The sequence below is a fragment of the Kribbella sancticallisti genome, assembly GCF_039530625.1.
In the GTDB taxonomy this organism is placed as follows: domain Bacteria; phylum Actinomycetota; class Actinomycetes; order Propionibacteriales; family Kribbellaceae; genus Kribbella; species Kribbella sancticallisti.
In genome coordinates this window covers 174,710-200,107 of sequence record NZ_BAAAOS010000020.1, presented here as the reverse complement: position 1 = coordinate 200,107, position 25,398 = coordinate 174,710, and the positions used below count along the sequence as shown (strand labels likewise).

Below are 25,398 nucleotides of genomic sequence, written 5' to 3'. Positions count from 1 at the left end.
GAAACCCTGATGGCAGTCCTGACGAGCATCCCGCCGCCCGTCGGCGAAGCACCGGTTCCGCAGCGTCGACGCCGGCGGCGTGAACGCACCAGCCTCACCGGTCTGCGGCGGAGTCTGCACCGGCACTGGACCCTCTATCTCCTGATGGTCGTGCCGCTGATCTGGTTCGTGGTGTTCAAGTACATCCCGATGGCGAACGCCGTCCTGGCGTTCAAGAACTTCAACGTGACCAAGGGCATCTGGGGCAGCCCGTGGATCGGCTGGAAGAACTTCGAGCTGTTCTTCCAGAACCCGGTGTTCTGGACCCTGGTGAAGAACACCTTCCTGCTCTCGGTCTACACCGTGGTAGCGAGCTTCCCGATCGCGATCATCCTCGCGCTGGCGCTCAACGAGATCCGCAACGGCCTGTTCAAGCGGAGCGTGCAGCTGGTGACGTACGCGCCGTACTTCATCTCCACGGTCGTGGTCGTGTCGATGACGATCCTGCTGTTGTCGCCACGGCTCGGAATCGTCAACGAGGGCCTGGGCTTCTTCGGGGTTCCGGCGATCGACTTCCTCGGGAACCCCGACTACTTCCGGCACATCTACGTCTGGTCCGACGTCTGGCAGACCTCCGGGTACTCCGCGGTCATCTACCTGGCCGCGTTGTCCGGCATCGATCCCGCCCTGCACGAGTCTGCCAGGATCGACGGCGCCAGCCGGTTGCAGCGGATCCGGCACGTGGACCTGCCGGGCATCATGCCGACCGCGGTGATCATCCTGGTCCTTGCTGTCGGCAACATTATGGCGATCGGCTTCGAGAAGGCGTTCCTGTTCCAGAACCCGCTCAACCTGAGCCAGTCGGAGATCATCGCGACCTATGTGTACAAGACGGGTCTGCTGAACGCGGACTTCAGCATGGCCACCGCGGTCGGGCTGTTCAACTCGGTGATCAACCTCGTCCTGCTGCTCGCAGTCAACGCGGTGGCCAAGCGGATCACCGGGAACGGACTATGGTCATGAGCGCCCGCGGTGAAGCCACGACGGTACTGGGCAAGAGGGCCGAGCGCCGTGCGGAACGGGACCGCCGGATCCGCGAACCGCGCACGGACCGCATCTTCTTGTTCTGTGTGTATCTGCTCCTGACGGTGTTCCTGGCGGTCGTGCTGCTGCCTCTGCTGTACATCGTGGCCAGCTCGTTCAGCAGCCCCGAGGCGGTGTCGTCCGGCCGGGTGCTGTTCTGGCCGGTGGAGTTCTCGCTGCGCGGGTACCGCGCCGTGTTCGAGAACCCGCAGATCATTCAGGGGTACCTGAACTCCTTGTTCTACACCGTTGTCGGGACGATCGTCAGCGTCACGATGACGGTCGCGATCGCCTACCCGATGTCCCGGCGTACGCTCGTCGGCCGCAACGTGGTGATGACCGTGATCCTCTTCACGATGCTGTTCACCGGCGGCCTGATCCCGACGTACCTGGTGGTCCAGTCCGCCGGCCTGCTCGACACCCGGTGGGCGCTGATCATCCCGCAGGCGATCGGCGTCTGGCAGGTCATCATCGCCCGGACCTACCTGCGGACCGCGATCCCCGACGAACTGGTCGAGGCCGCCCAGCTCGACGGCTGCGGCGATCTGCGGTTCCTGTGGTCGGTGGTGATCCCGCTGGCCAAGCCGATGATCGCGGTGGTCGCGCTGATGTACGCGATCATGCAGTGGAACTCGTACTTCGACGCCCTGATCTACCTGAAGAGCCCAGATCTCTTCCCGCTGCAGCTGGTCCTGCGCAACATCCTGATCCTCAACACGTCCGGCGGCGGGGCAATCGACGCAACTGTCGTCATGCAACGCCAGCAACTGGCCGACCTGCTCAAGTACTCGCTGATCGTCGTGGCCAGCGTGCCGGTGCTGCTCATCTATCCGTTCGTCGCGCGCTACTTCACCAAGGGAATCATGATCGGCGCCGTCAAGGGCTGATCCCTCCGCACATCACAACCCCTGTGAGGGACCTATGTCTGTACAGCTCAGAAAGAGGAGGCATGCCGGGATCGCCGGCATGACTGTCCTGGCACTCGCGCTCGCGGCCTGTACCGGTGGCGGCTCGGACGACCCGCAGAGCAAGCCGTTGCCCACCGTCACCGGGAATCCCGCGGTCACCCTCGATGTGTTCGCACCTCAGGCGGCCGACTGGAACCTGGCGACCAACGACTTCACCAAGGTGGTGAAGGAGAAGTTCAACCTGACCATGAAGTGGCAGAACACGACGTTCGACGCTGGGCCGGCCAAGGAGAAGCGCCAGATTTCCCTGGCCAGTGGTGACTATCCGGACCTGTACCTGTTGATCCCCTGGGTCGACCAGTTCAGCCAGTCGGATCTGCTGAGACTGTCGAACCAGGGCGTCGTCATTGCGCTGAACCAGCTGATCGACCAGTACGCGCCGAACGTCAAGAAGGCGCTCGACGCGGAACCGGAGTGGAAGGCGATGGCGACCGCGCCGGACGGCAAGATCTACGGTCTGCCGCAGTGGGTCGACTGCTACCACTGCTCGTACCAGGGCAAGCTGTGGATGAACTCGGCCTGGTTGAAGAAGCTCGGACTCGACCAGCCGAAGACCACTGAGGACATGGTCAAGGTGCTGCGGGCCTTCAAGACTCAGGATCCGAACGGGAACGGGAAGGCGGACGAGATCCCGGTGAGCGGGAGCCTGCGGAGCGCCCTGATCCCGTACTTCATGAACGCCTTCATCTACGACCCGCAAGGCACCAGCGGGAACAACAACTCGACCCTGGTGCTGAAGGACGGCAAGGTCGACCTGCAGGCCAACAAGGACGGCTGGCGGGAGGGCCTCAAGTACCTGAACTCGCTCTACAAGGAAGGCCTGATCGACAAGGGCGCCTTCACCCAGAACCCCGACGCGCTGTCGCAGCAGGGCGACAGTGGCAAGGTGCCGATCCTCGGTTCGGCCACCGTTCTGCACCTGGGCGAGGCGGTCACCATCGGCTTGCCTGACGGTCGCGACAAGCAGTACGACGCCGTACCGCCGCTCACCGGGCCGCAGGGGGTGAACCACACCGGGTACAACTTCCCGAGCGCGCCGGGTGCGACGTTCGTGCTGACGAACAAGGCCACGCCGGAGGAGCAGATCCAGGCGATCAAGCTGCTCGACTACATGTTCACCGACGAAGGACAGATCAACGCCTTCTGGGGCAAAGAGGGCAAGACCTGGCGCAAACCACAGGCCGGAGACGTCGCGCTCGACAAGTCACTGAAGCCGTTGTTCGCGCAGATCCAGCAGAAGCCCGGCGCGCCACCGACGAACTCCGGATGGCAGGCGCTGGCCCAGTACAACAACACCGAGAAGTACCGGAACTCCGAGGCGATCGCGACCGACATCTACACCCAGGCCGGGTACGAGCGGCGGTTGTTCGAGGCAACCAAGCTCTATGAGGGCAAGGAGGACAAAGCGCTGGTCTACCCGTACTGGAAGGTCTGGATCGACCCGTCGCTCGGCAGCGAGGTCGCCACCCTGCAGACGAACATCGAGAACTACGTCCAGCAGAACGCGCTGCAGTTCGTCACCGGCTCGAAGAACGTCGACAGCGACTGGGACGCCTACGTCAAGGGCCTCGACGGCCTCGGCCTGAAGCGCTACCTGGAAATCCAGCAGACCGCGTACGACAAGGTGCCCAAGTAGGTCCAGGGGACCGGCCGGAGCAGGTCCGGCCGGTCCTGGACAAGCCGTACACCGTCCGGCTTTCGCAACGACCATTCGGGATGACTCAGTCAAATGGCGACGATCGGGCAGCAACCGGAGTACGCCGGTGTAACTGGTCAGGTCATGCGCGAGCAGGTACCCAGGGACGCCGTTCGGCGAGCATGGTGAGTGATGCGAAGAGGTTGATGCCGTGTTTGGCGGCGGTGACGTGCTCGGTTTCGATTGCCTCTGCTGAGCGGACTCGCCGGCGGCTTCGCCAGTTGCGTAGGCGGCAGCGATCTGAGCAATAGCGTTGTTCGGATCTGGATCAATCCGGAACCTACAGCCCGGATCCACCGGTGAAGTAGGGCTCGGCCGTACGCCGCCGAGAAGGATGTTGAGCGCGCCCGAAGTTGATTCGGTTGGTAAGGATGAGCGGCGGCGGGCCACGACGCGAGCCGGATCCGGGGAACATTTCGCCCCATGAACGGCCAGAAATCCTCCCCAATCTCACCGAACGCTGGTTACCTCTACGCGCATTTCAAGCGTGAGTCGGCCGACGGCGAGCAGATCTAGGCCCGTTGGTGTACAAGTCGAACACCGAGCAGAAGTGGTATCTATCTGTGGATCGACGAGTTCACGCCGGATCGCCGTTACGTCCCCTTCGAGACGACCGACCTGGCCGGCGGCGAGTGGATCGCCTCCAAGGACTACCGCCTACCGGAAGACCCATGCCATGGGGTCGTGCTGCCCGTGACCGCCGAAGAGTACGAACGGCTCAGCGCGGCCTGGTCGTGACGTGCGGAGTGACCACCGCGCTCGCGATGTGGTGCGAGCGCTTGCTTGTGTGGATGGTTGGCGCTGCGTGCAATTCCATCAAAGAAACAACAGCGCGCGGCCGGTCATCATTCTGTCGGGTAAGCGCGAGGTGCCGTTGACACCTGAAGAAGGCGAGGCACAGGATGAGGGCATCCCCGCGTCCTGAATCTACGAGGGTTAGCCGATCGTAACTTTGAGGACCGCGTCGCGCCGGAGCCCTCGTTCGGTCTGAGCATCGCCATCAACCGCCCCGCCATGTCGCGAGTACCCCGATGACAGGCGGCCGGAGTCGGTGATCGGAGCCACGAACAGAGAACGAAGGACGTGAGCGCGGTGGCTCGAGTCTTTTTCTACAGCCCGCACCCCGATGACGAGACGCTGTCGGCTGGGTTGGCTCTGGTGTGGTATCTGGCCCATGGGTACGAGGTGCACGTGGTCTCCATGAACCGTGGGGGGAACGGTGGACCGCTGGGGTCGTTCAACGGGAACAACGTGTGCAACTGGGCCGAGCATGCCTACACACACAATCCGGGCCGGGAGGGCTACCCGACCTTGACGCCGGCCGCGATCGGTGCGGCTCGCATACTGGAGTGCCGCTCCGCCATCGGGGCTATGGCCACCGTCACCCCGACTGCCGGGTACACGGCCGGCGCCCTGTATCACCACGAGGGCGGGCTGCTGGATGCGTTCGGAACCAGCCCGTCCGGGGTGAACGATGTCAAAACCATCATCGCCGGTTACGCCGCCAGCCATCCGAACTCGTTCCACCACACGATGTCCTATACCGACGACCACCCCGACCACGCCGCCTGCGGTGAGGGCCTGAGGCAACTGAAGCTCGAGAATCCGAGTCTGGTGAACTCGCGGTTCTTCGTGTCCCGGCTGTACTGGGGTCCGTCGCCGCCGCGACCGGCCGATGTGGCCGCGACGCCTGGACTCGCGTGGTTCAACGCCGGTCCCCGTAAGGCCGAATTCGACTCGGTGCTGAGGAACCGGGTGGTGAAGGCCTTCAGTGCGTGGAGCCCCGCGGCCGGGTCGTACGCGATCGGATACCACCAGGTGGCCGGGCAGTTCGCCAACAACTTCGGGCCGTCGGCGTCGATCGCCAATCTCTGGCACGCCTGAGATCTCGCAACGGATCTGACGATGCGAGCTGTCGTGGACTGGGGCATGCGGCGTGCCGGCGCCCGGGCAGGGCCCTAGAGCGGCACGCCCCAGGCGGCGAAGGCGGCCGGCGCGGGCTCGTAGTACTGGCCGGTGTTCTGGTAGAGCCAGCGGACGTTGGCCGCACTGATCGGGGTGTCGAACAGGCGCAGGTCGTCGACGTCGGCGACCGACGAGTCCGGGTTGTCGCCGCCCACGTGCAGCTCGGCCGGCTGCAGTAGCGGCCCCGCGCTGAAGGTTTCGACCGTGAACACGGACCCGTTGAGGAAGAGCTGGACAGCCTTCTGATCGCAGGACGCCGCCACGTGTGTCCAGGTCTCGGCCGGGACCGGCGCACGAGACGAGCTGACGATGCCGGTGGTGCCGCCGGTGCCGAACAGGCGCACCCAGAACAGCCCGTCCAGCCGGCCCGCGTGCGCGACCTCGTCCGCCGCGTTCCGCAGTACCAGGAATCGGGCGCCATCGCTGCTGGAGCGGCACTTGACCCACGCCGAGAACGCCCAGCCCGGCGGCGACGCCGGCCACACAAGCGAGGTCCTCGACGCGCCGGGACCCGTCCCGTTGGCTCCGAGCGCGGAACCCTCGATACCCGACACCCACGAACCGGCGGCCGTCAGGGTGAGGTCGTTTCCTGAGGGCGACTTGTCGTCGACGACCGTCCCGCTGTTCTCGTTGAAGTGATACACGCCGCGCGCCACATTGGCCGGCCGGTACGGCGTCATGACCGGCGCGCCGCTCCAGTAGCCCGAGGTCACCTCGGCGAGGAAGTTCTTCGTGAAGGTCAGATAGTCGTACGAGACCTGGCCGCCGGCGCTCGCGTCACCGCCGATGGACAGCCGGTACAGGCCGTCGATGGCCGGCGACACGTGCGGGAAACCGTCACCGATGCTCTCGGTCACCTGATCGCCCTCGAGCCGGACCTGCACGTACGTCGGGTTGATCGCCACCTGGAACCGGGTCCACTGGCCGACGGTCAGCACCGCCGTACTGGTCACCGAGACAGTTCCGTCGTCGATCGTGGTCCAGGTCGCGGTCACGGTCCGGTTGGTGTTCACCACGACCCGGACCCGTGCGTTGTTCGAGCTGTTGTCGATCGCGAGGATCGGCGCGGCCGCACCGGTCGGTGCGGTGTCGAGCCGGAGCCATCCGCAGATCGCCAGCCGGTCGCAGTCCGGGAAGTCGACCACGCCGCTCGCACCGGCTGCCGCCGTACCGGAGACCAACGCACGCCCGTACAAGCCGGTGGTGAAGCTCGCGGACGGAGCGACGGTGAGATCACGGCCGGAAGTGCCGAGGTCCTCGGCGGTGTCCTGGTCGAACGGGTAGATCGCCAGTTGATGGTCGATCTGCTCGACGGCGATCAAGGTCGGCCAGTACGCCGCCTCGACCGGGTCGTTCCACCAGCGCAGGTCGTCGACGATCCCGTCGAGTGCCTCGGAGCCTGTGAGCGTGTTCCGCCCGGCCTCCATGATGACCTCGGTGCCGGAGTACGCGAGGGCGGCGCCGGCGTTGACCGACAGCACCTCGACACCGTCGACGGCGATCTTCACGGTGTCGGTCGACGCAGTGGCGTCGAACACGACGAGCACGTGATGCTGTTCCCCATCGCGGATGCTCGTGGTCGTGCTGTAGGTCGCTCCACCGATCTTCGCCTCCACGTTGCCACTGGCGTTGGAGGCGTACACGGCCCAGTTCAGTGTGCCGCCGCTGCTCGCGGACGCGATGCAACGGGCCGCCGCGGTGTTGTCGTTGAGTTCGACCCACGCGGCGATCGACAGGCCGCCATCGGTGCTGAGCGGGTAGAAGGAGTCTCCGGCCTTCGGCGGACGTACGACGACGTGCATCGCGCCACCTGTGCAGTTCAGGCCATCGCCGTACTTGGCTGCCACCAGAGTCGCCGATCCGACGATGGTGCCGTGCAGGAAGTAGCCCGCGATGTCCCGTACCGTCGTACCGCTGACCGTGTCCGCGTTGAACGTGTAGCCCGCTGACTGCGCCACGACGGTCCTAGCTGGCCCGGCGGACGCGGACCGTCACCGTCAGATCGGCGCCGGCGGTCGCCGAACCGATCTGATCGACGTCGACGGTGAGGTAGTCGCCGGCCGCCAGCGTGGTCACGGCCGGACTGTTGCCGGTGGCACTGTTCGTCCCGACCGCGATACTCGGCCGGTCCGCCTGGTTGGTGTAGATGGTGGTGCCGTTCTTGTTCACGTCCACCACGAGCGCGGCGCCGGCCGGTGCCGTGTGCGCCGCGGCCCGGACCGTCTCGATGACGTAGTCGCCTTCGAGGTAGATCCGCGACTTCCCGGTCGCGACCGCGACGGTCCCGGTCACCGAGAAGGTGTACGCCTCGACGGGCACGACCAGTACGCCGTCGATCGTCAGACTGCCCTGAATCTGCATCGGTAGTTCCCCCCAGCACTGCAGCGAGATGTCCGGCCGCCCCACCGACACCCGGATAGCTGTCGAGGGTACGACGCGCGGCCACCACAGCGATAGCGTTCAAATGACCGGAAGGCCGGTGAGTACGCGCTCGGTGCCAACAGCACTCATATCGACGGGTGCTTGGTCTCGCTAGGACAGCATGTGGGGGGCGTGGTCTGGGAGGTGTTCCCAGCGGAGCCTGTTCGTGCCGAAGCCCGCCGCGTGTACGCCGTCGTGGCCGCGCGGGCGCCGGCAGTAATAGTGCGGCGAATAGAGATCGCGGCAGGAGTCGGCGTAGGGGGTGTAGGCGAACTCGAGGTCCAGCCGGTTGTCACTGCTCATGAAAGTCGCTCTCGTAAAAATTCCCCCTCCATTTCCAGTATGCCCAGATCGTCGTTTCCACCGGATTTCGCAGCGGTCACGACAACCCGACGGGAGCCGGGCTGGTGGCCATGCTCCCGTCGGTTGCCGGTTACTCGAGGTCAGCTACTTGATCAGTCCGTGCGGGTCGAGCACGTACTTACGGGCCGCACCCTTGTCGAACTCGGCGTACCCCTCTGGCGCCTGGTCCAGCGGGATGACCGTGGCGTTCACGTTCTTCGCGATCTGCGTGCGGTCGTGCAGGATCGCCATCATCAGTTGGCGGTTATAGCGCATGACCGGGCATTGACCAGTGGTGAACGCCAGCGACTTCGCCCAGCCGAGGCCCAGCCGGATCGACAGCGAACCGGTCTTCGCGGCATCGTCACTCGCCCCGGGGTCTCCGGTGACGTAGAGCCCCGGGATTCCGACGGCGCCGCCGGCCCTGGTGACATCCATGACGGTGTTGAGCACGGTCGCGGGACGCTCGGCCTGCGCGTCGGTGCCGTGGCCGTGCGCCTCGAACCCGACCGCGTCGATGGCACAGTCGACCTCCGGCTCGCCGAGGATCCGCTCGATCTGATCCCTCGGTTCACCCTCCGCCACATCGACGGTCTCGCAGCCGAAACTGCGGGCCTGCTCGAGCCGTTCCTTCTGCAGATCGGCCACGATGACGACGGCGGCGCCGAGCAGGAAGGCCGAGGTGGCCGCAGCCAGTCCGACCGGTCCGGCCCCGGCGACGTAGACGGTGGAACCGGTCCCGACACCGGCGGTGACCGCGCCGTGGTACCCGGTGGGGAAGATGTCCGACAACATCGCCAGGTCGCGGATCTTCGCGAGCGCCTGGTCCTTGTCGGGGAACTTGAGCAGGTTCCAGTCGGCGTACGGCACCAGCACGTACTCCGCCTGGCCGCCGACCCAACCGCCCATGTCGACATACCCGTACGCCGATCCCGGCCGGTCCGGGTTCACGTTCAGGCAGACGCCGGTCTTGCCCTCCTTGCAGTTGATGCATCTCCCACAGGCGATGTTGAACGGGACCGACACCAGATCGCCGACCTTGATGAACTCGACGTCCCGGCCGACCTCCGCGACCTCACCGGTGATCTCATGGCCGAGAGCCAGCCCCGGCGGTGCCGTCGTCCGGCCGCGGACCATGTGCTGATCGCTGCCGCAGATGTTGCTGGCGACCACCTTGAGAATCGCCCCGTGTTGGACCAGACGACCCACGTTGGCGGGATTGACCCCTGGACCGTCCTTGAGTTCCAGGCTCGGGTAGTCGATCGTCTCGACCGTCACGTTGCCTGGTCCCTGGTAAATAACTGCCCTGTTGCCTGGCACGAGTAAGTGCTCCTCTCCGGGGAAGCTCCGTTGCTGAACGCCGTGGAGTCCTGCGATACGGCTGCTGCGATGTCTGTCGTCCGATGGACCAGTGGCATCAACACCTCGCTCCCCGGTCGGAGTTCGGTCAGGCCTCGCTAGATCAACCCGTAGGCCGCGAACGCCCTGTGGTGGACGCGATGCGGTCGTCGCCTGCCCCGTGCCAGGTGCGTCCCCACCTCTGCGTGGAAAGGCAGAGGCCAACGCCTGTCTGGGGATTGCTCTCGACGCTAGTCCCGTCCAACGGACCCGTCAACGGGTCCCCTTCGCCTGCTGGGCAAGGTGCCGAGCCGGCTACCCGCTGTCGATTTCGGGCCGGGTTGTTCGTCATGCTGGTGAAAGGGAGCCACGAAGCTCCACCGGAAGGTCCTCGTGAGGAGGAAGCCGAGATGGCATTTATCGTGTCGCAGGTCGAGATCGCCGACAGGCCGGAGGAGGTGTTCGCCTATGTCACCGATCCGGGCAGGTTCAGTGAGTGGCAGCAGAATGTGACCGGCGGGAGTTTGGACGGCGAGGTGGCCGCGGTCGGGGAGATCTGCCGGACGACGCGGCGGATCGGTGGGCGGGAGCGGGAGGTCGCCTCGGAGGTCACCCGGATGGATCCGCCTCGGGGGTGGGGTGTGCGGGGGATCGACGGTCCGATCCGGGCGACCGTGGACGTGACCGTCGAGCCGATCGACGACGGTCAGGCGTCGCGGGTCACGATCGACCTGGACTTCACCGGCCATGGGATCGGCAGAGTTCTGGTGCCGCTGCTGGTGCGGCCTCAGTCGCGCAAGGAGATGCAGCGCAACATGGCCCGCCTGAAAGCCCGGCTCGAGTCCGCCGGCTGAGCGCTCACGGCTCATGCTTGGGATGGTGATCTGCGTCACGCAGAGATGAGTCGCCGACCAGGGGAGGGGTCTGACTTCCGACATCCCCGAGCATGAGGAGGCCCCGTGAACGCTGCGACCACGACGACGACCTGGACGCTGGTCCACGCTGAGCGGCGAGCGTTGGCTGCTGACCTGGCGGGTTTGACCGATGAGCAGTGGCGCAGCAGATCGCTGTGTACCGAGTTCAGCGTCCGCGAGGTGGTCGCGCATCTGACGGCCGGCGCGACGCTGTCGTTTCCGCGGTGGTTCGCCGGGGTGTTGCGTCAACGCTTCGACTTCGACGCGCAGGTGTTGATGCGTCTGCGTGAGCAGTTGGGCGAGTCTCGGTCGACACACTCGCCCGGTTCGGCGCGACGGTTGACCGCTCCACCACACCGCTGGGGCGACGTGGCAGCGCGGAGTGGGCACTCGCCGAAACCGTCGCCCATGCAGAAGACATCCGCAGACCGCTGGGCATCCGCCGTTCCTATCCTGCCGACGTGCTGACCACCGTCGCCGAGTACTACGCAGGCAGCGATCTCGTCGTGCCGGCCAAGGGCCGGATCGGAGGACTTCGGCTCACGGCCACCGATACCGGCTTCAGCACCGGCCAGGGACTCGCGGTCACCGGACCCACGATCGCGCTGACCATGGCGATGATCGGCCGCGCGACGTACTGCGACGACCTCGACGGCGACGGGGTCCCGGAGTTGCGCACCCGCTGCTGAGACGGAACCCCCCGGTCGCGGCACCCCCCAGGTCGCAGCCACCCCCACGTCGTACCCCCCAAGAGCGGGGATGAGGGATTGACCCTCATGCGCTGGGGGGTGGCCGGCCGCGATGGTTGTGGCAAGACACCGGAACAGCCGGTGACGACCAGGGGGAGAGCCACAATGTTCCTGAAGCGCACCATCGCCACGGCCGCTACCGCGGCCGCTCTGTTCACCGCCGTGGGGGCCACCGCCGGCACCGCCTCGGCCGACGTCATCATCAACCCGGGCGTCGACACCGCCGCCATGGCCACCTCGATCCAGTCGGCGCTCGGCCGCGGCAACACGGTCGGCTTCGCCTACGCCATCGCCGAGAACGGAAAGTACGCCGCCTCTGGCGCCGGCGGCAAGGCCCGCACCGGCCCCGACGGCAACGTCAACTTCACCAGCACCACCCGGATCGAGATCGCCAGCGCGACCAAGAACTTCACCGCGGTGGCGATCCAGAAACTGATCGAGCAGACGCCGGGCCTGACGGTCAACTCGCCGATCAAGCCGTTCCTGCCGCTCGCCTTCCAGCAGAAGGCCAAGCCGGTCTGGGACAAGGTGACCTTCAAGCACCTGCTCACCCACACCTCCGGCCTGGAGCAGTTGGAGCAGACGCTCACCGACGCGCAGAAGGCGCAGTACAACAAGGGGTACGCCGGGATCGAGTACGCGATGGGCCTGGAACCGACGGTTCCGTCGACCGGGTTGTACACCAACATGAACTACGCGATCCTGCGGCTGATCATTCCCCGCCTGTGGCGCACGGTGGAGCCGGCGCGCGGCGTCCCGGCCGTCACGTCGACCAACTCCGGCTACTGGTCACTGGCCTACATGAACGAGCGGCTGCTCGCTCCCGCCGGCATCGCCGCCACCTCTTGTGTGCCCGCCAACCCAGACACCGCGGCGATGGCCTACAACGTCAACAACACCGCTGCCGGTGGTCATCTGTACAAGCTCGCCGGCGCCGACTTCGAGCAGTGCGCCGGACACCGCGGCCTGCACCTGTCGGCCATGGACCTGGTCCGCTGGCAGGCACACCTTGCCCACGGCACCATTGTCTCGGACACCGTTCGCAACCAGATGGACAGCCAGAAGCTGGGCTGGCGCGGCGGCTCCAACAGCGGCGCGAACGTCGGCATCTACTGGCATGACGGCAAGCTCGACTACAACGGCACGCAACTGAACACCTGCCACGCCAAGTTCCCCGGCGGCGTCGAGGCCGGCGTCATCTTCAACAGCCAGAACCTCGGCGGCCTCTCGCCCTGCACTGTGCTGATCAACGCGTACAACGCCGGAAAGTAGCCGGCCACACCGTACGACTGCCGGCCGCACTCAACCGAGTGCGGCCGGCGGTCGTACCGGTGGACGTCGACGAAACGGGACGTGGGCGCGGCCGTTGCGATCGCTACGAGCGATCTGCGGCTGCGAGCCTCCGTCGGGCCCGCGCCAGGAGCGCCTCGGCCAGTTGGTCGGTGGTGGCCGCTTTGCCCGGACCGTCCCGGTAGTCGTCGGATTCTTCCTCGAGATCGGGCTCGGTCGACGGATTTTGGTCGCGGATCGCCTTGCGCACTGCCGTCAGGATCACGTCGTCCGGACTGTCGCCGTGGTCTCCGGCATCGACCACCTCCCGGATCAGTTCGAAGCTGAAGCCGTTCAAGCCCGCTTTGACCTCGCCCTGCATCCGAGGCGCCAGCGCGGCCAGGCTGAAGCCCAGCAGCGCGAGGAGGCCGAAGGCCCCGGCCAGGACCTCGTGGTCGGTGAGCATCGCCGTCGCCGCCAGCGCGATGAAGGCACCGCCGGCAACGAGAAGAATCACCATGCTTGCGACACGTTGAGTGTTTCTGCGCACGCGGCAAGCTACCACTTCGGTAATGTCCCGCGTACGATCTGCAACCCGGAGTCAGGTCGGATCGTGCTGGGGGTTGCGATGTTCGGACGTCGACGGGGACAGACCGACGCGGCGAAGAGGTTGCGGCAGATCCTTCGCAGTTCGACCATGAGCGCGAAGGCGAAGGCTCAAGCCTTGCTGGAGCTGTACTCCGAACAGTTCCCGCTCGGCGATCGCGAGGTTCGGAACGAAGCCTTCACAGCCGCCCTGCGTCTGTACGGGGAAAGTGGCGACCCCAGAGGTAAGGACGAGATCCTGGGCCGCTTTGCCGGCGAGCTCGCGGCGATCGCGGATGCGGTTCTCCCGCAGATGGACGACGGACTGGCGACACTGGGGGACCAGCTCTACGAGGTCGGGATCAGGTTGGATGATCCGGACCTGGCCCGGCTGGCCCTCGAGAAGGCTCTCGCCGTCCACGAGGCGGCCGGCAATCCGAAAGGGCAGGCAGACGTCATCTGCCGGCTGTGCACCCTGGACCTGTCCGAGGAAGACGGGGTCGACGCCGCGTCAGCGCGGAGGGCGGTCGAGCTCTACGTGGCGGCCGGTGACGATCGGGGCCGGGTTTACGCGCTCAATCTGACAGCCAGGGCTGCGCGACAGCAGGGAGCCGCCGAGGAGGCGAGGTCTGCCCTGGAGGAAGCGGTCCGCATCGCCCGTGAGTGCGACTACGTCGACGGCGAGGTGTCTTCGCTGCTGGGTTTGGCAACTGTGGCGATGGCAGACGCCGCGGATCTCGAGTACGCGCACTCGTCGTTGCTCGCCGCCCGTGAACTCGTCCCCAAGCTCGCCGACGAGAGCCTCGGCGCGGCGGTCCTCTCGATGCTCGCCGACACTGAGCTGGCCACTGGAAATCCGAGTACGGCCGAGGACTATCACCGCCGAGCGATGGATGCAGGCAAGGGCTGGACTGGGAGCGACGCGCTCCAACGCGCGGCCCTGGCGGACATCGCAGCCCAGCAGGGGCGCCTCGACAGCGCGGCACGTGAGGCGCTCGAGGAGGTGCGGCTGCTGGAACAGCAGCGACGGCGGATCGGCAACGCCCGCAACCAGGCGCGGTGGTACCAGGACCGCCGCCACCACTACGTGCGAGCACTCGGGCTCGCGGCGGCCGCGGGGGACGGGCCCGCCGCGCTGGAGATCATCGAGAGCCAGCGCGCGCAAGCACTGGCAGCCACCTTGGACGGTGATCCATCCGCGCTGGCGGCTGCCGGCTTCGACCTGGACGGCAAGCTGGTCAAGCTTCTGCGCAACATCTCCACGTTCGAGGACGCCCGGTCCGAGCCGTTCAAGGCGTCCGGCACCATGAGTGCCAAGGCGGCCGCCGGCTGGAACGCGATGACTGCCGAGGCGCTGGAGCAGGACCACGCGCAGTTGGCGGATCTTGTCGGCACTGCTCTGCTGCGCCGGGCCGGCAAGGTGGAATCCATCGAAACCCTGCGCGGCAAACTCGGGCCGGTGCCCCACGCGATGGTCTACGACATCGCGTGGAACGGTGACCTCGCCACCGTCCATGCCGTCTGGGTTCCGCCCCTGCCGGGTGTACCAACGGTGCACGAGATCCTGTTGGACGCGCAGCAGACCAGATGGATTCGCTCGTTCGCCGACCCGAAGGCGGTCCCGGCGTTGCTCGATCGACCGAGTCATCGCTGGCAGGCGGGGCTGGCCAGTCTGATTCCCGAGCGCCTGCAGGCCGAACTGGTCGCACAACGAGGAAACGTCGAGTTGGTGATCGTCCCGGCCGAGGAGATGTGGGCCGTGCCGTTCGCCGGCCTCACGATCGGAGCCGTTCCGCTGGTGGAACTGGCCACGGTCGCGCTCGCGCCGTCGTTGGCTGTGGCCGCCATCGCGAGCACGCGGAAGGTACGACGAGTCCGGAAGGCGATCGCTCTGCTGGACCCCGGACTTCGGGGTACTTCGGTGGAGCGGGACACGCTGGCGCGGCACTTCCGGCTGACCGAAGTACCTCCCGTGGCCGGTCACCTCGTGTCCGCGCTGCAGGGAAGAGCGAAGTTCGACCTCGGTGTTGTCAGCGCACACGGCGACCACGTCCGCGGTCTCGCGCACGCACTACGCATCGGTGCGGAGAGCCGGCTGTTCGCCGGTCTGCTGCTGTACTGCGAGGTGCCGTTGTGGTGGGTCATGGGCGCGTGCTGGTCGGGCGGGCTCGACCACGAGCCGGGGCACGAACCGATCGGCCTGCCGACCGTCGCCCTACTCCGCGGTGCGCGTGGGGTGGTCGGTGCACTGCACCGGGTTCCGGACCGTGCGACGGGCCGCATCCTTGCCAACGTGTACACCGGCCTGGCGGCCGGCAAGACGGCGCCGGCCGCCCTTCGCGCAGCCCAGCGCGACTATCTCGCGGAAACGGGAGGCGCGTGCCGCCTCATCGACTGGGCTCCGCTGGTATCCATCGGCGCGCCCGGTTCTCGTTGACTTGGTCCGGGTGCGAGCGGCCTGAAGCGCTACCTGGAAGTCCAGCAACCGCCTACGACAAGGTCCGAAGTAGCAACCCGCGCTGGTCAGTCAGCGTCTTTGGTGCGGGCGTAGTGGCGGGCGGCTTTGGCGCGGTTGCCGCAGCCGGACATGGAGCACCAGCGGCGGTTCGCCTTGCGGCTGGTGTCGTAGAAATGCAGGACGCAATCCGGGTGGGCGCAGGCGCGGATTCGGGTCGGGTCCTGCTCCAGGAGGCGTAGGTAGTCGTCGGCGGCGAGCCAGGGGAGGAGGTCGGCGGGGTCGTCGACGGCGGGTGTTACTTCAGGGCCGGTTGGGCCGAGGCTGCGGATGAGGCGGCCTCGGCCCAACCGCTTGTTGAGTTGGGCCTGGGCGGCGGCGTTCGGCTGACCGGCCAGTTGGGCCGCCACGACGGTGCGAAGCACCTCACGCAGTTCGATCAGCCGCTTGCGCGCCGTCTCCGTCGTCACGCCGCTCAGGGTGGCCCCGGGGAAGGTCTGGCCGGACAACCACGTCTCGAGGCCGTCGGCCGTGTCGAGCAGGTCGTGGTGCCGGCCGCCGTCCACCCAGACGGTGTTGAGCAGATCCATACTCACGGGCTCACCGTTCAGGGGGCGTGGGTCCATGGCGACAACTGTAACCGATGAGATGGGCTTGACAAGTTAGAAGTGTTCTATCCAGTATTAGTGCACTTACTGGTTAGACCTTGGAGGAACCTGTCATGACCACCACCGCCGTACCCACCGCTCTGACGACCGGTCACGTCGGCCTGAACGTGACGAATCTGGAGCGGTCGCTCGCGTTCTACCAGCGGGTGCTCGGCTTCGAAGTACAGGCCGAAGGCACTGAGGCGGACCGGCGCTGGGCGTTCCTCGGCCAGGGCGGCAAACTGCTGGTCACCTTGTGGCAGCAGGCCGGCGCTGAGTTCGCGGCCGGCCAGGCCGGGCTTCACCACCTGTCGTTCCAGGTGGAGACGATCGAGGAGGTCCAGGGCGTGCAGGCCACGCTCGAGGAACTCGGCGCGGAGTTCCTGTACGACGGCGTCGTGCCGCACGGCGAGGGCGTGTCCTCGGGCGGCATCTTCTTCAGCGACCCGGACGGCATCCGCCTCGAGGTGTACTCGCCGAGTGGCGCGGATTCCGCTCCGGCTCCGTCCGGTGCGGCCCCGACCTGTGGGTTCTTCTGAGCCGAGTCGGCCGGCTCGAGAGGAAGAACCAATGACGACGATCCAGTACCACCCCGGCGAGCGGCTGGCGCAGCAACGCGCCGGCCTGCGGACCGAGGCCGAGAGGTCGCGCCCGGCGATCGGCACGAGCATTCCGGGCGTGGCCGCGCGGTTCATCACCGAACAGCACTTCCTGGTCCTCGGTGCCGCCGACCCGGACGGTCGGATGTGGGCCTCACTCCTGGTCGGTGAGCCTGGTTTCGCCGCGGCTCTGGACGAGTTCACCCTCGACGTCGCGGCTGTACCGGCTGACGGTGACCCGCTGCGTTCGGTGCTGACCCACGCCGCTCCGGTCGGGGCGATCCTGATCGACCCGGCAACCCGGCGTCGCATGCGAGTGAATGGCGATGCCGAACCTACGCGTGCCGGCCTGCGGATTGCGGTGCGTCAGGTCTACGCCAACTGTCCGAAATACATCCAGCAGCGCCGGATCGAGGAGGTTGCGCCGGTCGGTTCCACGAACGCACGGGAGTCCGTAGCGCTCGATGCCGGCCAGCGGCAACTGATTGCGGCGGCGGACACGTTCTTCGTCGCCACCAGGTCAGCGGGCGGCGAGGCCGATGCGTCTCACCGCGGCGGCAACCGCGGATTCGTCCAGGTGCTGGGAGATCGTTCGCTGCGGTGGCCCGACTATGTGGGGAACGCGATGATGATGACGCTCGGCAATCTGCAGGAGGACCCCGCGGCCGGACTGCTGTTCGTCGATTGGGAGACCGGTACGACGTTGCAGGTGTCCGGCCGCGCCCAGGTCGAGTGGGACGCGGATCCGGGAGTACCCGGCGCCCAGCGGCAGGTCAGTTTCGAAGTCGAGCGGGTGGTCCAGGTGGACGGCGGTAACCCGCTGTCGTGGACCCCGGCAGTCCCGTCTCGCTTCAACCCGCCGGTGCACGACTGATGGGCGTCGCGGTCGACCTTGGGTTGTGTCAGAACCACGGCCAGTGTGTGTTCGCGGCGCCAGAGGTCTTCGCGTTCGACGACGACGAGCAGTTGACCTATGTCGCCGAACCGTCAGCAGCCTTCGACGCCGCGGTGCGGACCGCGGCGGCGTCCTGTCCGGTGCGGGCGATCAGCGTCAGCGAGGGCTGATGCGCCACATTGTCGTCGTGGGCGCGTCGTTGGCCGGCCTGCGGACGGCCGAGGCGGTACGCCGTCTCGGTCACCGCGGGCCGATCACGATCGTCGGCGCGGAACCGCATCCGCCGTACGACCGGCCGCCGTTGTCCAAGGGTTTGCTGGCGGGCCGGGTCTCAACGTTGCCGCTAGCAACCGAATTGGAGGCGGAGCTGGTTCTCGGCACTCCCGTGGTGAGCCTGGATCCCGACAGGCACCAGATCACGCTCGCGGACGGACGGCGGACGCAGTACGACGGTCTGGTGATCGCAACGGGCGCACGGGCTGCCGGTGTTGACGGCGCGTGGACCCTTCGCTCGCTGGATGATGCGGTCGCCTTGCGGGACCAGCTTCTCCGGGGCCGTCGGATCACGGTCCTGGGCGGCGGCTTCCTCGGCAACGAGATCGCCGTCGCCGCCCGGCAGCGCGGTTGTGAAGTCGATCTGGTGATGAGACAAGCTCTGCCGCTGCTGGCGGCTGCGGGTGAACCGGTGGCCAACCTGGTCGCCGATCTGCACCGCCGCGCCGGCGTGATCCTCCACCCGCAGACAGCGAAATACCCGTCGGCGGATCTACTGGTTGCCGCGATCGGAGCCAGACCGAACACCGAATGGCTGCAGGGATCGGGTCTTCAGTTGTCCGACGGAGTGGTGTGCGATCGGTGGTTGCGCCCACTCGGTCAGGATGGCGACATCGTCGCGGTCGGTGACGTCGTGCGCTGGCCTCACCCGTTGGCGGGAGGTGAGGCCATCACCGTCCAGCACTGGAGCAACGCGGTGGACCAAGCGGAGACCGCGGCGCGGAACCTCCTCTTCCCGGAGCAACCAGTCCCGTTCAGCGCCGTACCGTCGTTCTGGTCAGACCTGTACGACGCCCGCCTGCGTGCTGTTGGCCTGCCGCGTTTCGGCTCACCTGTCGTCGAGGAACAAGACCTCGACGCGAGGCGCCTGGTCGTCACCTACTGGCGCGACTCCGAACTGGTCGGCGCCCTCACCGTCAACCGCACCAGCAGACTCGCCCAGTACCGCGCCGAGCTGGCCGCTCGCCTGATTCAGCCGAAGGTGAAGGCGTAGGCCTCGGCGGTAGGGGCTTCAAAGGTGATCCGGAGGGTTCGTTCACGGATCGGGCCGGGTTGGCGGATCAGTTGGTACATGCGTGCGTCGGCGAGCAGCCCGTTCCCGGCGGGGTCGACGTCGACGCCGTGGGAAGGACCGGGAGGTTCGTCGTCGAGGGTCACTCGGAAGGGGATCGGGGCATCCCCGCCGCGGGAGAGAACGAGGTGGGCGTCTCGCGCGTGGAAGCGGATGGCGATGGATCCGCCGGCCTCATCCAGTACGGCGTACTCCTGGCCGGCGGTCCACTGACCGGCGAAGGCCCAGTGATTCATGGGAAGGCGGTCGGGGAGTTCGTACGACCGGCGTACGCCGTACGCGAGGCCGCCGGCTGAGGCGAACTGCGCGCTGCGGCCGTAGCCGAGGTAAGTCTCGGGGGTTCGCAGGTTGTTCCAGTCGGCCTCGGCCTCAACACCGGTTCCTTCGACCCGGACGGGGTCGCGCTCGATGCCGAGCAACTGCTGGATGACTCGCTCCGACTCCTCGTAGCGTCCTTCGCCGAAATGCCGGTCGCGGATGACGCCGCGCCGGTCGACGAAGTACAGCGCGGGCCAGTAGCGGTTGGTGAAGGCGTTCCAGACCCCGTAGTCGTTGTCGGCGGCCACGGGGTAGTCGATCTCACGCTCCTTCGTGGCCTGCCGCACCAGTTCGAGGTCGTGCTCGAACGAGAACTCCGGCGTGTGGACGCCGATCACGGTCAACCCGTCATCCCGGTAGGCGCGCGACCACGCGCGGATGTAGGGCTCGGTGCGCAGCCAGTTGATGCAGGTCAGGGTCCAGAAGTCGACCAGGACGACGCGGTCGCGCAGGTCGGGACCGTCGAGCGGCGGGGAGTTGAGCCAGCCGGTCGCTCCGGCGAACGAGGGCATCTGGGTACGTCCGACCACGGTCACTCCCAACTCCTGGCACAAGGACGGAGCGGCCCGAGCCGCAGTTCGTTGGAGGTCTCGCGGACCACCGCGAGGTGACGATGTCTGCGCCAGCCATGACACCGAGTGGCGACCGAGATGCGCCAGTCGCGCCGCCGCCCGTCGTACTGCGTCAGCACGTGGAGCCCGGCACCGAGTGGTGCGCCGCATCTCCCGCAGGTCGATACCTCCGCGGCCACCTCGTACGAGAGCCGGATCACTACCAGGTCGAGCTCCGTCGGCGGACCGCATCGTGGCGGCGGGGGAGTCTGGGCGAAGGTCGCCCAGCAGATGCCGGCCATCAGCCATTCCATGGCGCACTCCTAGAAAGGTGTCCAGTGAATCGACCCCTCCACTTTCGCGCTCACGGGCGATGCTCGCACCCTTTGGACACCCTGGTCCGCTGACTGCCGTACTCCCGGGCCGCTCAGGACGAGTTGGTGAGCGGGGAGTCGACGCGACCCGGGAGTCGGGTGGTGACATCCCGCAGTAGCCAGGTTGCCGTCCGGGTTCGTGATCACACCGCGGTGGATTCCTCTTCCGGGGTCGGGAGGGCGTCGCGCAACTCTCTGCGGGAGCCGATGCCGAGCTTGGTGAACACCTTCTTGAGGTTCCACTCGACGGTGCGTGGGCTGAGGTAGAGCTCCGCGCCGATCTGTCCGTTCGTCCGGCCGTCGCGGGCGAGCCTGGCGATGTGGTCTTCCTGCGCGGTGAGCTCGTGCCGCGGCGCGTCACCGCTGGAGCGGACAGTGGCGCCGGTGGCCCGCAACTCCTGCCGGGCCCGGTCGGCGAAACCGTCGGCTCCCATCCCGGCGAGCATGGTGTACGCGATGTTCAACTGGCTGCGCGCGTCCGGGCGCCGCTGCTCGTGACGGAGCCACTCACCGTAGAGCAGATGGGCGCGAGCCAGTTCCGGGCGAAGCCGGGTGGTGCGCAACCGCTCGATCGCCTCGCGGTAGAGGCGATCGGCGGCGTCGCCTTCGCTGACGAGAGCCTCGCTGCGAGCCGCGATCCCGAGACCCCAGTCGGTGCGGGTCACGTTCGTGCTGTCGCGCAGTCGCTCGAGGGGGCCGGCGCAGAGCTCCGGCCGCCCGAGCTTCGCCGCTGCCTCGATCAGCTCGGGCAGGGCCCAGGTGGTGACGAACAGGTCCGGCATCCCGTCGGCGGCGGCCAGTTGCGCCCCGGCCAGCGCTTCCTCGTACCGGCCCAGGCCGTTGTAGAGCACCGCGGTCGACCAGCGGGCCCACTGAACGGCCAGTCCCTCGCCACTGGCCAGGGCGTTGTCGATCGTGTCGTCGATCCGCGCCCGGGCCTCGGCTTCCCTTCCCCGCAAGGCCGCGAACAAGATCCCGCCGTACGGCGCGATCCGGGTCCGGGTGGCCTCGGTGACGGCGTCGGCCTCGACGATCACCCGGGCGGCAGCCGTGAAGTCACCGCGCCAGGCGACGACGATGCCGGTGCCGTTCAGGGCGACCGAGAGCGGTGCGAGTGCGCCCGCGTCGCGCGCGAGCACCATCTGGCGGGTGATGACCGCCTCCCAGCTCTCGAAGTCCCACAGCTCGACCGAGGCGGTGGAGGCGAGGACGCCCCACTGAAGACCCTTCTCCACGGAGAGTTCGTCGTCGCGGTAGCTGCGAACCGCCCTTTTCAGCGTGGCTGCCGCGGCTCGGCGACCTTCGGTCATCAAGACAGAGAGGCCGTCCAGCAGCAGATCGGCCGCCTGCACGGTGGGGTTGGTCGGCCGCGGGGCAGCCCTGGCGGCTCGGGAGACGTCGTGCAAGGTACCGGTGGTGGCCAGCTCGCCGGCGAACAACGCGGCGCCCCACGCGTCCAGGTAGGTCTCGCGGGCGAGTTCCGGATCGAGCTGCTCCAGCCGCTTGGCGGCTTTGAGCAGCTGCCCCGGTGCCTTGCTCCCGGCGCCGGAGGCGGAAACGATCTGCGCCCGGAGCAGGTCCACTCGCGCTCGCTGCAGCTCGTCCAGTGCTCCGGTCTCCGCGGCGGCCAGCAGGTCCAGCGCGGCGTCGAACTCACCGGCATGCAGACTGGCTTGGGTGGCCGCCAGTACGCGGCCCACCCGCCGGTCCGGATCCCGGGTCAGCACGACCGAGCGCCGCAGGAACGCGGCCGCCGCGGCGAGACCGCCTCGGGCCCGGGCTCGACCGGCCGATTGCTGCAGCTCCAAGGCGAGCTGCTCGTCGGGTCTGGCCGCGGCGGCCGCGAGGTGCCAGGCACGACGGTCCGGGTCGGCCTGTCCGTCGGTCGCCTCCGCCAGCGCCACGTGCGCCGCGCGGCGGTCTTTCGACGACGCTGACCGGTAGATCGCGGACCGCACCAGCGGATGCCGGAACCTGACGCTCGCGTCGATCACCAGCAGCCCTTCGGCTTCGGTGGCCGCGGCCGCCGAGGCCCGGATGCCGAGCCGCTCGGCGGCCCGCCACACCAGGAGTGGGTCGTCGGCGGGCTCGGCCGCGGCGACGAGCAACAGCAGGCGGGCCTCCTTGGGGAGCTCTTGGAGCCGCTGCTGGAAACTCTGCTCGATCCGGTTGAGCAGGTCCTGTGGCCCCTGCAGCCGGAACCCGCCGGGCAACTGCGTCGCACTCAACCGGCGAGGCAGCTCGAGCAGGGCGAGCGGATTTCCCCGCATCTCGGCCAGCAGGCGGTCCCGGACCCGTCGGTCGAGCCGGCCCGGGATGGCCCTCGCGAGGAGCGCGCGCGCATCCTCTTCGGGAAGTCCGTGCAGCCACAGTTCCGGCAGGTCCATCAGCTCGCTCTCGGTGCTCGGCTCGCGAACGGCGAACACGATGGCCACCGAGTCCGCCAGCAGTCGCCGGGCGACGAAACCGAGGACCTGGCCGGAGGCGCTGTCGAGCCACTGCGCATCGTCGACGAGACACAGCAGCGGTTGCCGGGCCGCGGCCTCGGAGAGCAGACCGAGCGCGGCGAGCGCGACGAGAAAGTGATCGGGAGGTTCGCCGGGGGCGATCCCCAAAGCGACGTTCAGCGCGACCTGCTGCGGCTCGGGCAGCGAGTCGAGCTGATCGAGCATCGGTGCGCAGAGTTGGTGCAGTCCCGCGAAGGGCAGTTCCATCTCCGACTCGACGCCGGCGACCCTCGCGATCTGGAAGTCGGCCGCCTGCCGGGCGCAGTACTGCAGGAGGGCGGTCTTTCCGACACCGGCCTCGCCGCGAACGACCCGGACCGCGCTGTGGCCGCTGCGAACTTCTTCCAGGAGGAGGTCGAGCACCTCACACTCGCCGCGTCGGCCCAGCAGAACTTGCGAACGCCGTGCGCCCACGACTCAGACCAGGCGCCGAGTAGTGGGAGCCGAGAAGTCGCCAACGCTCGTCAAGACGATGTACGGCAACTCGCATGCACCCCCGGCGACGCCGATCCGAATAAAGGCACTGGCCCCCAGGCCGTCATCCTCGCACCGCGTCCTTGCGTTGGGCAATGGTGTTCCAACTGGTGACCCGGGTGATGTCCAGGGGTGTACCGGGCGCGAGCCGTTGGGGCGGGCCCGCAGGCTTCGTGACGTCACCAGACCAGATCCCCTGAGTCCGGTGGAAAGGAGAACGTCATGAACATGCCTCCGGAGGAACCCCTCGGAGCAGACATCGATCCGCCGTCGCCGCCGTCCGACGCCCGCGGGGGGTTCTCGCGCCGTGCCTTCACCGGCAGCGCGGTCCTTGCGGCCGGCGTCTCGCTGGTCGGCGCACAAACGACGCAGGCCGCCGCCCGCGGCCGCACCCGGGTCACCGGGTTCGGGTCCGTCTCGACGGCGCCGCACCTACCGCCGGGCTTCACCAAGACGTTCCGCAGCCGAATGGTCACGGCCGGCGGGCTGCGGCAGCACGTCGTGATCGGAGGGGAGGGACCGCCGCTGTTGCTCGTGCACGGCTGGCCGGAGAACTGGTACGCCTGGCGGCTGGTGATGCCGGCGCTGGCCAGGCACTTCACCGTCATCGCGGTCGACCAGCGCGGGATCGGGCTGACCGAGAAGCCCTCGACGGGGTACGACTCGGCCACCCTCGCCAACGACCTGGCCGCCTTGATGACCGCGCTCGGTCACCAGCGGTTCGCCGTGGTCGGCCACGACACCGGCCTGCTGATCAGCTATGCCCTCGCCGCTGATCACGGGCCCCGGGTCGCCCGCCTCGCCGTCGCCGAGGTGCCCGGGCCACCGACCTTCGACCACTCCCCGCCGCTGTTCATCGACGCGGCGAACAACAACAAGTTGTGGCACATCGCGTTCAACCGGGTCGACGACCCGCTGACCGAACAGCTCATCCGCGGACGCGAAGAGATCTTCTTCGGGTACGAGTTCAGGATCCAGGGCGGGAAGTCGTTGCCCGACCACGCGCTGAACTACTACTACGACCTCTTCTCCGATCCCGAGGTGCTGCGCGGCGGGATGGGGCTGTACCGCGCCTGGGACGCCACGCTGGAGCAGAACAAGGCTCGCGCCCTGACGGACCTCACCATGCCCGTACTGGGGATCGGCGGGGCGGACAGCTACGCCGGCATGGTCGGTGCCGCGATGAAGGAACTGGCGACCGACGCGACGACCGTGGTGCTGCCCAGCGCCGGTCACTGGGTCGCCGAGCAGGCGCCGCGCGAGCTGCTCGCGGCGCTGACCGAGTTCCTCGCCCCGTACCGCGCGGCCGCGAAGACCCGCTAGCTCCCCGTCGGAGCCGGATATCCGTGGACCTGGAAGGCAGGTGATGGCAGTGTGATCTCTGACGGCGCGCACTGGGGAGCAGGTCGTCCTCCCCAGCCAGCCACTCCAGGAGGCGGTCGTGCTGTCGGCGAACCAGTCATGGCCAGGGTTGCGCGGTCGGCGTAGTGAATGCGAGACGTTGCGCGAGTTGTTGCACGCCGCTCATTCGGGGCGGAGTGCGACGCTCGTGCTGCGCGGTGAGCCAGGGATCGGCAAGTCGGCCCTGCTGGAGTTCCTGGCCGGCGCCGCGGCGGAATGCCGCACCCTGCGGGTTTCGGGGGTCGAGTCGCAGATGGAGCTCGCCTTCGCCGGCTTGCACCAGCTCTGCAGTCCGTTGCTCGATCAACTGCCGCGGCTGCCGAAACCACAGGCCGAGGCGATCGAGACGGCGTTCGGGCTGCGCTCAGGCAATCCGCCGGATCGGTTCCTGATCGGGCTGGCGGTGCTCAACCTGCTCGCGGAGGGCAGCACCGAGCAACCGCTGGTGTGCCTGGTCGACGATGGGCAGTGGCTCGACCAGGCCTCCGCGGACGCGCTGACCTTCGTCGCCCGCCGGTTGGCG

24 protein-coding genes are annotated in these 25,398 nt (G+C 67.6%); 15 read left to right on the top strand and 9 right to left on the bottom strand.

Going from position 1 to position 25,398, the window contains the following annotated elements; genetic code table 11:
• Positions 1-9 precede the first annotated feature (9 nt).
• The 4 genes from ABD255_RS17520 (at position 10) to ABD255_RS17505 (ending at position 5,610) form a co-directional block, all read left to right on the top strand.
• A complete protein-coding gene (locus ABD255_RS17520; RefSeq protein ID WP_344215111.1) occupies positions 10-1,002 on the top strand; it encodes an ABC transporter permease in 993 nt (330 codons plus the stop codon).
• A complete protein-coding gene (locus ABD255_RS17515) occupies positions 999-1,949 on the top strand; it encodes a carbohydrate ABC transporter permease (RefSeq protein WP_344215109.1) in 951 nt (316 codons plus the stop codon). Before ABD255_RS17520 ends, ABD255_RS17515 begins: the two co-directional genes overlap by 4 nt.
• Before the next feature lie 79 nt (positions 1,950-2,028).
• Positions 2,029-3,666 (top strand): type 2 periplasmic-binding domain-containing protein, encoded by a 1,638-nt coding sequence (locus ABD255_RS17510; RefSeq protein ID WP_344215106.1) that lies wholly within the window; start codon positions 2,029-2,031, stop codon positions 3,664-3,666.
• 1,152 nt (positions 3,667-4,818) lie between these two features.
• Positions 4,819-5,610, top strand: coding sequence for a PIG-L family deacetylase (locus tag ABD255_RS17505; protein WP_344215104.1), 792 nt, complete (start codon positions 4,819-4,821; stop codon positions 5,608-5,610).
• Positions 5,611-5,684: 74 nt separating this feature from the next.
• Here the strand turns inward: ABD255_RS17505 and ABD255_RS17500 are convergent, their stop codons facing one another.
• The 4 genes from ABD255_RS17500 to fdhA form a co-directional block, all read right to left on the bottom strand.
• The gene (locus tag ABD255_RS17500; RefSeq protein WP_344215102.1) at positions 5,685-7,649 is read right to left on the bottom strand and encodes a LamG-like jellyroll fold domain-containing protein; all 1,965 of its coding nucleotides are present in this window, start codon (positions 7,647-7,649) and stop codon (positions 5,685-5,687) included.
• A 7-nt stretch (positions 7,650-7,656) separates the two neighbouring features.
• Entirely contained in the window at positions 7,657-8,052 is a 396-nt protein-coding gene (locus ABD255_RS17495; RefSeq protein ID WP_344215100.1) for a hypothetical protein, read from the bottom strand.
• A gap of 171 nt (positions 8,053-8,223) precedes the next feature.
• Positions 8,224-8,415 (bottom strand): hypothetical protein, encoded by a 192-nt coding sequence (locus tag ABD255_RS17490; RefSeq protein WP_344215098.1) that lies wholly within the window; start codon positions 8,413-8,415, stop codon positions 8,224-8,226.
• Between the two features lie 144 nt (positions 8,416-8,559).
• Positions 8,560-9,774: a formaldehyde dehydrogenase, glutathione-independent gene (gene fdhA / locus ABD255_RS17485; protein WP_344215096.1), complete on the bottom strand. Its 1,215-nt coding sequence runs from the start codon at positions 9,772-9,774 to the stop codon at positions 8,560-8,562.
• Positions 9,775-10,202: 428 nt separating this feature from the next.
• Between fdhA and ABD255_RS17480 the strand changes: the two genes are divergently transcribed.
• The 4 genes from ABD255_RS17480 (at position 10,203) to ABD255_RS17465 (ending at position 12,727) form a co-directional block, all read left to right on the top strand.
• Positions 10,203-10,646 carry an SRPBCC family protein gene (locus ABD255_RS17480; RefSeq protein ID WP_344215094.1) on the top strand — a complete coding sequence of 148 codons (444 nt, stop codon included), beginning with the start codon at positions 10,203-10,205 and terminating at the stop codon, positions 10,644-10,646.
• 105 nt (positions 10,647-10,751) lie between these two features.
• Positions 10,752-11,174: a maleylpyruvate isomerase N-terminal domain-containing protein gene (locus tag ABD255_RS17475; protein WP_344215092.1), complete on the top strand. Its 423-nt coding sequence runs from the start codon at positions 10,752-10,754 to the stop codon at positions 11,172-11,174.
• The gene (locus ABD255_RS17470; RefSeq protein ID WP_344215090.1) at positions 11,168-11,395 is read left to right on the top strand and encodes a hypothetical protein; all 228 of its coding nucleotides are present in this window, start codon (positions 11,168-11,170) and stop codon (positions 11,393-11,395) included. The genes ABD255_RS17475 and ABD255_RS17470 overlap by 7 nt, the downstream gene beginning before the upstream one ends.
• A gap of 165 nt (positions 11,396-11,560) precedes the next feature.
• Positions 11,561-12,727, top strand: coding sequence for a serine hydrolase domain-containing protein (locus tag ABD255_RS17465; RefSeq protein ID WP_344215088.1), 1,167 nt, complete (start codon positions 11,561-11,563; stop codon positions 12,725-12,727).
• 103 nt (positions 12,728-12,830) lie between these two features.
• Here the strand turns inward: ABD255_RS17465 and ABD255_RS17460 are convergent, their stop codons facing one another.
• The gene (locus ABD255_RS17460) at positions 12,831-13,244 is read right to left on the bottom strand and encodes a hypothetical protein (protein WP_344215086.1); all 414 of its coding nucleotides are present in this window, start codon (positions 13,242-13,244) and stop codon (positions 12,831-12,833) included.
• 177 nt (positions 13,245-13,421) lie between these two features.
• On the opposite strand from ABD255_RS17460, the gene ABD255_RS17455 reads away from it, so the two are divergent.
• On the top strand, positions 13,422-15,746 hold the full coding sequence (locus tag ABD255_RS17455) for a CHAT domain-containing protein (protein ID WP_344215084.1): 2,325 nt from the start codon (positions 13,422-13,424) through the stop codon (positions 15,744-15,746).
• Positions 15,747-15,832: 86 nt separating this feature from the next.
• On the opposite strand, the gene ABD255_RS17450 is transcribed toward ABD255_RS17455, so the two are convergent.
• The gene (locus tag ABD255_RS17450) at positions 15,833-16,390 is read right to left on the bottom strand and encodes a CGNR zinc finger domain-containing protein (protein ID WP_344215083.1); all 558 of its coding nucleotides are present in this window, start codon (positions 16,388-16,390) and stop codon (positions 15,833-15,835) included.
• A gap of 95 nt (positions 16,391-16,485) precedes the next feature.
• On the opposite strand from ABD255_RS17450, the gene ABD255_RS17445 reads away from it, so the two are divergent.
• The 4 genes from ABD255_RS17445 to ABD255_RS17430 are packed head-to-tail and all read left to right on the top strand — an operon-like array spanning position 16,486 to position 19,172.
• On the top strand, positions 16,486-16,950 hold the full coding sequence (locus ABD255_RS17445; RefSeq protein WP_344215081.1) for a VOC family protein: 465 nt from the start codon (positions 16,486-16,488) through the stop codon (positions 16,948-16,950).
• 31 nt (positions 16,951-16,981) lie between these two features.
• Complete coding sequence (locus ABD255_RS17440) at positions 16,982-17,884, top strand: pyridoxamine 5'-phosphate oxidase family protein (protein ID WP_344215079.1); 903 nt, start codon at positions 16,982-16,984, stop codon at positions 17,882-17,884.
• Entirely contained in the window at positions 17,884-18,075 is a 192-nt protein-coding gene (locus ABD255_RS17435) for a ferredoxin (RefSeq protein ID WP_344215077.1), read from the top strand. The genes ABD255_RS17440 and ABD255_RS17435 overlap by 1 nt, the downstream gene beginning before the upstream one ends.
• The gene (locus ABD255_RS17430) at positions 18,075-19,172 is read left to right on the top strand and encodes an NAD(P)/FAD-dependent oxidoreductase (RefSeq protein WP_344215075.1); all 1,098 of its coding nucleotides are present in this window, start codon (positions 18,075-18,077) and stop codon (positions 19,170-19,172) included. Before ABD255_RS17435 ends, ABD255_RS17430 begins: the two co-directional genes overlap by 1 nt.
• Here the strand turns inward: ABD255_RS17430 and ABD255_RS17425 are convergent.
• The 3 genes from ABD255_RS17425 to ABD255_RS17415 form a co-directional block, all read right to left on the bottom strand.
• A complete protein-coding gene (locus tag ABD255_RS17425; protein WP_344215073.1) occupies positions 19,151-20,098 on the bottom strand; it encodes a redoxin domain-containing protein in 948 nt (315 codons plus the stop codon). The two genes, ABD255_RS17430 and ABD255_RS17425, sit on opposite strands and share 22 nt — an antisense overlap.
• A gap of 2 nt (positions 20,099-20,100) precedes the next feature.
• Positions 20,101-20,433, bottom strand: coding sequence for a hypothetical protein (locus ABD255_RS17420; protein ID WP_344215071.1), 333 nt, complete (start codon positions 20,431-20,433; stop codon positions 20,101-20,103).
• A gap of 203 nt (positions 20,434-20,636) precedes the next feature.
• Entirely contained in the window at positions 20,637-23,414 is a 2,778-nt protein-coding gene (locus ABD255_RS17415) for a helix-turn-helix transcriptional regulator (RefSeq protein WP_344215069.1), read from the bottom strand.
• Positions 23,415-23,696: 282 nt separating this feature from the next.
• On the opposite strand from ABD255_RS17415, the gene ABD255_RS17410 reads away from it, so the two are divergent.
• Positions 23,697-24,797, top strand: coding sequence for an alpha/beta fold hydrolase (locus ABD255_RS17410; RefSeq protein ID WP_344215067.1), 1,101 nt, complete (start codon positions 23,697-23,699; stop codon positions 24,795-24,797).
• Between the two features lie 118 nt (positions 24,798-24,915).
• A partial coding sequence (locus ABD255_RS17405) for an AAA family ATPase (RefSeq protein ID WP_344215065.1) occupies positions 24,916-25,398 on the top strand: 483 nt, incomplete at its 3' end.